The organism is Ktedonobacterales bacterium (assembly GCA_036557285.1).
In the GTDB taxonomy this organism is placed as follows: Bacteria; Chloroflexota; Ktedonobacteria; order Ktedonobacterales; family DATBGS01; genus DATBHW01.
On record DATBHW010000082.1, the window covers coordinates 48737 to 55829 of the forward strand.

The 7093-nt window shown below is 60.5% G+C and carries 9 protein-coding genes and 1 rRNA gene; 4 read left to right on the forward strand and 6 right to left on the reverse strand.

Features of this window, described 5'->3' with window-relative positions:
• Positions 1-54: 54 nt before the first annotated feature.
• From VH599_22570 to VH599_22580, 3 genes are read left to right on the forward strand one after another with little or no spacing between them, the layout of a single operon-like run.
• Positions 55-816, forward strand: a complete 762-nt coding sequence (locus VH599_22570; GenBank protein HEY7351111.1) for a thymidylate kinase — start codon at positions 55-57, stop codon at positions 814-816.
• The gene (locus VH599_22575; protein ID HEY7351112.1) at positions 813-1508 is read left to right on the forward strand and encodes a thymidylate kinase; all 696 of its coding nucleotides are present in this window, start codon (positions 813-815) and stop codon (positions 1506-1508) included. The genes VH599_22570 and VH599_22575 overlap by 4 nt, the downstream gene beginning before the upstream one ends.
• A gap of 32 nt (positions 1509-1540) precedes the next feature.
• Complete coding sequence (locus tag VH599_22580; protein ID HEY7351113.1) at positions 1541-1912, forward strand: hypothetical protein; 372 nt, start codon at positions 1541-1543, stop codon at positions 1910-1912.
• 13 nt (positions 1913-1925) lie between these two features.
• On the opposite strand, the gene VH599_22585 is transcribed toward VH599_22580, so the two are convergent.
• Complete coding sequence (locus VH599_22585; GenBank protein HEY7351114.1) at positions 1926-2555, reverse strand: hypothetical protein; 630 nt, start codon at positions 2553-2555, stop codon at positions 1926-1928.
• A 28-nt stretch (positions 2556-2583) separates the two neighbouring features.
• Positions 2584-3381: a CHAD domain-containing protein gene (locus tag VH599_22590; GenBank protein HEY7351115.1), complete on the reverse strand. Its 798-nt coding sequence runs from the start codon at positions 3379-3381 to the stop codon at positions 2584-2586.
• 184 nt (positions 3382-3565) lie between these two features.
• On the opposite strand from VH599_22590, the gene VH599_22595 reads away from it, so the two are divergent.
• The gene (locus tag VH599_22595; protein ID HEY7351116.1) at positions 3566-4081 is read left to right on the forward strand and encodes a DinB family protein; all 516 of its coding nucleotides are present in this window, start codon (positions 3566-3568) and stop codon (positions 4079-4081) included.
• Between the two features lie 31 nt (positions 4082-4112).
• On the opposite strand, the gene VH599_22600 is transcribed toward VH599_22595, so the two are convergent.
• From VH599_22600 to VH599_22615, 4 genes are all read right to left on the reverse strand, one after another.
• A complete protein-coding gene (locus VH599_22600) occupies positions 4113-5633 on the reverse strand; it encodes a CHAD domain-containing protein (protein HEY7351117.1) in 1521 nt (506 codons plus the stop codon).
• A 96-nt stretch (positions 5634-5729) separates the two neighbouring features.
• Entirely contained in the window at positions 5730-6311 is a 582-nt protein-coding gene (locus VH599_22605; protein HEY7351118.1) for a hypothetical protein, read from the reverse strand.
• An 86-nt stretch (positions 6312-6397) separates the two neighbouring features.
• Positions 6398-6658: a hypothetical protein gene (locus tag VH599_22610; protein HEY7351119.1), complete on the reverse strand. Its 261-nt coding sequence runs from the start codon at positions 6656-6658 to the stop codon at positions 6398-6400.
• Between the two features lie 302 nt (positions 6659-6960).
• Positions 6961-7093 (reverse strand): 16S ribosomal RNA (locus VH599_22615); the annotation flags it as partial.

The window sequence follows — 7093 nt, forward strand, 5'->3', positions numbered from 1 at the left end:
AGTATCCGAGTATTCTCTGAAAACTATCTGGCCCTCTCTGGAGCGGAGGCAATCGTGGAACGCTACGGTGAACACCATTTCCCAGGGCGGCTGTTTGTCGTTGAGGGGGTGGATGGGTCGGGCAAAAGCACGCAAATTGCCCTCCTGCGCCAGTGGCTGGTGAGCGAGGGCTACCCCGTCTTCTTTAGCGAGTGGAACTCTTCGCCGCTCGTCCAGCGCACCACCAGGCGCGGCAAGAAAAAGCAACTGCTGACCCCCACTACCTTTAGTCTGCTGCACGCCACCGACTTCGCTGATCGCACCGAACAGGAGATTATCCCGCCGCTGAAAGCGGGCGCGATTGTGCTGGCCGACCGCTATATTTATACGGCGTTTGCCCGCGATGTGGCGCGCGGCGTGCATCCGCAGTGGGTGCGCCATCTCTATCAATTTGCCGTGAAGCCAACTATCGCCTTTTATTTTCGCGTCCCGCTGGATGAATCGCTCAAGCGGATTTTAGGCAGCCGGGCGGAACTCAAATATTATGAAGCGGGGATGGACCTGAACCTCTCAACGGACCCCACCCGAAGCTTTAAGATGTTCCAGAAACGCATTGTCACCGAATATGAAAAAATGGTTGATGAGTTTGGCCTGACGGTTCTGGATGCCTTGCAGCCCATCACCGAGCAGCAACTGCACATCCGCGACATGGTGCGGCCCTTCCTGCGTGGCCTGCATCGTGACCGCCAGAATCATGCAGGCCGGTGGCAGATGGGCGCTGCTGCCAACGGCGGCGAGAGTGTCGGGCGCAAGCGCAAAACGGAGCAGCTTCTATGACGCAGGTGGCTTTCTATGGCATTGATACCGTGCGCGTGCGCTCGGAAGAGGGGCTGCTCCCCGGCAGGCTCTTTGCCATCGAGGGAACAGATGGCGTCGGACGTTCGACGCAGATTCAGCACCTGCGCACCTGGCTGGAGAGCAGCGGCTACGCGGTGATTGATACCGGCCAGCGCCGCTCTGCGCTGGCCGGGCGCGGAATTGATGAGGCCAAGCAAGGCCATACGCTCGGCCCGCTGACGATGGACCTCTTCTATGCCACTGATTTTGTGGACCGCTTTGAGAATCAGATCCTGCCTGCCTTGCGCGCCGGTTTTATTGTGCTAACGGACCGCTATATCTATTCGCTGATGGCGCGGGCCATCGTGCGCGGGGCCGACCGCGAGTGGGTGAAGCAGGTGTATGGGCTGGCCTTGAGGCCCGACGCCATTTTTTACCTGGATATTGACCTGGACCCGCTGATCCGGCGTATCCTGCGGCGGGGGCGCTTCGATTATTGGGAGTCGGGCATGGATATGCGCCTGGGGCCGGACCTGTATGAAAGCTTCATCATCTATCAGGGGATGATACTCACAGAGTTTCGGCAGATGGCGCCTGAATATAGCTTCCAGGTGATTGACGCCATGCGCCCGATCCCCAGGGTTCTGGCCGACATCCAGGCGCGCATGGAGCCGCTGCTCCCCGCCGGATAATATCAGCATCCTTGAATGGACTTATGAAATCAATGAGCGACGCAGAAAATCAGGCACAACTGGAAACACGATCAGCGGGTACTTCTTCGCTTTCTTCACAAAACGACCATGCTGGTCGCCGCATCGCCTGGCTCTTGGGATGGGCGCTCGTGTTGGGTCTCATGGGCGCATGGCTTGTTGGATTTGAGACGCAAGTCACCAGATTTGCCTACCCGATCACGTGTGGCCTTGGTAATCCCCCCTGCTCATCATCCTCTACTTCTCTCAGTGTAACTTCCGGCCCGGAGATGATTCATCCGTGTACCGTTGTCGGGCTGCTCGTTATCGCCTGCGGCGTGATTTGCCTTTTACGCTGCCTGATGATCTGGTACAGAGACCACAAAGACAAAGTTGAGATGCTCTGATTCAGGGAGGCTGCTATTCTGCCCGCTTTTCCAGAAAACGCGCCTGGCATTTGTATGCTTTCTCAAAGAGATCGGCCTTCTGGCGGGCACGATCAAGCTCCACGTCGGCGTGCAAGCCATGCTGCGGGATGATGAAGAAGCGCACAGCGTCTTGCTCGATCTCGCCGCTGATATATTCCACGCGGCCATCGTGGCCGTAATCGAGCGCGTCGGCAATGCGTATCAATGCAGCAAGCTGGTTCACCCGCTTGCGCGCCGCTTTATCCAACTGCGCGTACTCCGGGTGGCTCTTTTTGGGCAGGGCGCGGCGGTGATAGCGCGCAATGCAGGCGATCTCGTGGCGCTCCTCCTGGGAGACATCGGGCAGGGGCGTTTTGCTAATCAGCGCAAATGAATGCTTGTGATGCGCTGTTGGCGAAATGAGCATGCCCGCGTTGTGCAGCAGCGCGCCCCGCTCCAACAGCAGGGCGGCGCGCTGGTCGAGCGCGTGCAGCGGCTGCGTCGCCTTGAAGAGCATCAGCGACAGCCGGGCAACCTGCCGGGCGTGCGGCCAGTCTTCGACCTCCAGACCCCCACAGAGCATCGTTTCTTTTGGGGTGGGGTTGGGGCTGAGGTTGCGAGTTGGGTAATGATTGAGCGCCATACCTGCCTTCCCCTTTATCATTTGCTGTTTATAGCTGCTGCGCTGGCTTGAGCGCATCATGGGCTGCAACGGGACGAGCCTGGAAGCGGCCTGTTGTCTCGGCCCCCTCCACGAGATGAAGGATGGCTGCGCGATTTTCGCGCTCTTCCATTTTGTCCCAACGCTTTACAAACTGCCGATAGAGGCTCTCACGTTCGCGCGCTTTGGCGATCAAGAAGTGTTCCAGAGCCGCTCGCTGCTCGTCGTTGGGGCGCGCTGGCGAGCGCGCCTCTTCGGCCAGCATGATCGCGCGTTTTCTCCGGCCCATTTTCGTCTGTTTTCGAGCCTGCTTGTGCGCGTTTGGGCGTTTCTTCGCTGGTGCGTCCTTGCTCTGTTTTCCTTTCTTCCGCTTCCCGGACGACCTGGAGGACAAGCCATCCAGGCGCGTCGGCTGACCCAGCGCCTCCAGCAGCGCGGGGGGCAGGTCTTGCGCTTCGGGGACCACCGCAAACAGGGCGGTCTCCTCATCGGGCGCGAACGAGGCGCTGCGCAGGATGGCGATGAGAACATCGCAATCATGGAGCAGACCCAGCACGTCCTGTACCCCTTTCAAGGCTTTGATACAATCGCCAGCCTGTTCAGGCAAGAAATCGCGGAAGAGTTCCAGCGTGTAGCGCAGCCGTTTGGCGGCAATACGCATCTGGTGCTGCTCGCGGACCCGGCTCTCGTCGTGCGCATACTGCGCCCAGACGTAGAGTTCCGCCAGCCGCGCGCGCAAAATGCGCCGAGCATTTTCAGTGACGGTCCCATAGGGCCGAATATGCGCTTGTATCCTGGCGTTTGCCATCGCTGATCCTTGCTGCGAGATGAACGCAGATTTGGGCGAACAGGGGTGTTTATCCATACTTTCTCGCAGAAGATGCGCCCACCTTTTATTATACCCCCAATCACTGCGTTCTCAGGATTGACAATAAAGAACATTTGTGCTACTTTTGTGGCGAATGATTGGCTGTATAGCTGGAGGTCTGCTTATGCTGCATCCCCTCGTCCTGCAACTGCGCTTTACGCGCAGCGAGTTTCAACGCGCGCTCGCGGGCCTTACCGATGAGGACGCGCGGCGGCGCGTCATGCCGATGAATTGCATCAGTTGGAACATTGGGCATCTCGCCTGGCAAGAGCAACGCTACTGGCTCTGGCGCGCCCAGGGGCAGATGCTTTTGCCACACGTCAATGATCTGTTTGCCTCTGGCGGACCGGCCAGCACGCCCGCGCTCGATGCAGCCTGGGCGGCCTGGCAGACGATTACTCAGGCCGCCGATCCCTGGCTGGATATGCTGACCACTGAAAAACTGCAAGAACACGTGATCATAGATGGTCAGCCCAGCGGCATCACCTTTGGAAACCTGCTTCAGCGCGTCATTTATCATTATTGGTATCATACCGGTGAAAACATAGCGATCCGGCAAGTGCTGGGGCATACGTCGCTGCCAGATTTCGTTGGTAATATTGATGACGAGGCCCCGTATCGCCCGGAGCATCAGGCGTAGCGCGCGCCAGGATGGCGCTGCTGCGCTCAAGCTACGATGTGGGGACAGCGCGCGGCGTTTGTCCCTGCAACGCCAGAAAAGCGGCCTCCATGCCTTCGATTTTCGATTCGCGGAGCTGGCTGCGCAGGTTCTGGAATTGTTCGGCGCGATAGACCCTGACGCGCTCGATGAGCCAGGCGATGCCTTCGCGCTGGTCGTCGGGCGCGTCGGCCAGGTCGGTGGTCAGCCGCTCCAGCAAGACATCGGTATCGCGCACCTGGCCCAAGGCGCGCAGCAGCCCTTTCACCTGTTTGTTGAATGCCTGAAAGGGCGCGTGTGGATAGCAGGCGGCAAAGGTATCCAGCGCGGTGCGCAGTCGGCGCGCCGTCACGCGCATATCGTGCAGTGCTTCCGGGTCTTCGTCGGCCAGTACGGCGGCGCGGAAGGTAATCATCTGCTCGAAACGCTGCGCCAGCGTGTCGTGGCCCACTTCGCGGAAGCTGCCGGATACCCCCGGCAGTTGCGGGGTGTAGCGCGATGAGAAGCCCAGCGCCCTCATGGTCCGCGTTGTCAGGCTCAGTCTGCCGGTGGGGGCGCTGCCGGTGCGCAAAGAGGCGCGCAAGCGCCGCTGAAACTCGGACGAGCGCGCATCGGTCAGCCAGTTGTCGCCATAGCGCGCGTAGGAGAGGATGATGCCCTCGCGGATACCATGCGGCGTGATCTCCACCTGCACGACACCCAGGCGCAGCATTAGCGCCAGCACGACCATTGCGCCCACGCCCAGCACGCGCGCGCGCTCGACGCGCAGATCATAGCGCCGGGCAATCGTCTCCGCCGGGCTGGTCTGGAGCAAGAGCAGCGCGTCTTCCAGGTCATCGGGAGTCAGCGAGGTATGGCTGATCTCGATGTTGCGCGCCCGCTGAATCAGCCGCAGCAGCGCGTTGACTGTGCCGCCCGCGAAGATAAGCTGCTGGGGGCGCGCCGGAATGGCAAGGTGCGCCAGATAGGTGTTGAGGAAGTAGTGCAGCGCCGCCAGTTCTGCGCGCTGCGGCGGGTCGGCGGGCGCGTATCGCTCGCGCAGGAACGATCCGCCCAGCGGCAAAGAGACGCTCCAGGGCATCTGGCCGATTTCGGCAATGAGCAGTTCCAGGCTGCCGCCGCCCAGATCAGCGACGGCAACAGTTGCCGCCAGATTCCGCCCGTGTGTGGCCCCCAGGAAGGTGAAAGCCGCTTCGTTCATCCCGGAGATGACCTGTACCTCGATCCCGATCCCGCTGCGGATGGCTTCCAGAAACGGTTCGCTGTTGCGCGCCGCTCGCACAGCCTCTGTAGCGACCACGATCAGCGTTTCGGCGTGAAGCTCCTCGCTGAGCGCCTTGAAGCGGCGCAGCGCCTCCACGCTCTGCTTCACTCTGGCGTCGGGGATGCGACCGGATGCCGCCACGTCCTGGCCCAGTTGCAGCATTTCCGATTCGTCGCAGAGCAGCGTCAGTTCCTCGCCATCGGAGGCGCCAACGGCAAGGTGGATGGTGTTGCTGCCAATATCAATTGTTGCAATCGTTTTCTGGCTCATTGTGCGCGCTGGTAGGGAGAAGATATAGGCTGGTCCGCAGGTTCCATCGTACCATGCGCACTATGGGAGCCGCAAACGGGAGTCAGTGGCCCCTGCTCAGACAGAAACTGAAGGAAGGCGGATACTCTTGCCCATCTCTCTGCCGCCGCCCAGGACCATGCGCACCGTAGCAACCAGGGTGGAAGGCAGGAACGGTTTGTAGATCAGGCCGGCAAAGCCTGCGCTGCGCGCCATGGCGGGGGTCACTTCCATATAGGTTGTGCAGAGAATGACCGGCAGGGGCGAACGCTGCTCCTGGGCCACCTCCAGAACGGGCCGCAGGCTCCCCAGGTCTTCAGCCGAGGGCGCGCCCTTGATGGCGGGGACTTCGGCCACCACCAGATCGGGCGCCCAGCGACGGAAGAGGCTGGGGATGAGCCTGGGGCCTGGCACAGAGACGGCCTGAATGCCCAGCTCGAAATCGAGGAGATAGGCGATCAGTTCGGCGATTTTGCGATGGGGTTCTACGATGAGCGCCCAGCGGCGTTCGCGCCCCAGGTGTTCACCATACCATCGCCCCAGGCGCTCGGCATTGGGCGCCAGCAGGGAAGAAAAATCCAGCGGTCCAGAAGGGGAGGCAGCGGGTGCGTGGAGCAGGCCGCTTACGTCTGCTGGCAGAGATTCGGAAGAGATGTGCATCGGGATTCACCTGCTTTCTGAGAGGTGCTGTGTCCTGCGCCGCCGGATGACCGCTCTTCCTTTCGCAATTTTTGTACCGAAGCAGGCTATGTGAGCCGATGCGCCTCTACTTTGTGCTGATAGGCTTTGCGGGTATTGACTCGCTCTTCGTACACGCCGCGCAGGGCGCTGAGGCTCTGCTTATCATTCTTGCCATCGGGACGATATTGGAGCCAGGCCAGATAGGCTTCGTTTTCTGCCTTGAGGAGCGCCTGGTAGGTTGGATCGTCGGTAGGAGGGGGTGTTTCGGCCTGCTGGGGAAGCGGTATTTCATTGCGGGCGGAACGTGCTGGTTGACGGCGTGGCATGATGAGAGTTCCTTTCCTTGCTTCCATGCGGGTACTTGAGAGCGCCGCATTTTCGGCGCTTTTCCAGAAAGAACAACGGATGAGAAATGCAGCGCGGTGGCCTCTCCATTTGGAAAGGCCACCGCGCGTCGCTACTGTACACCTTGACCGCTGAAGAGTGGCAGGCAAAGAGCAGGCGACTAACCACGTTTCGGGATTCGGAACAACGCTCTGGCGGACAAGAACAGGAGATCAGGAAACCTTGCGATTTCCCGTTCGACCTGGGATCTTCCCACCGCGACGGGCGGGAAGAGACTCCCTAGAAAGGAGGTGATCCAGCCGCACCTTCCGGTACGGCTACCTTGTTACGACTTCACCCCAGTCACCAATCCCACCCTCGACGCCTGCCTCCGAGCAAGCCCGGTTGGCGTGAGCGGCTTCAGGTGTCACCGGCTT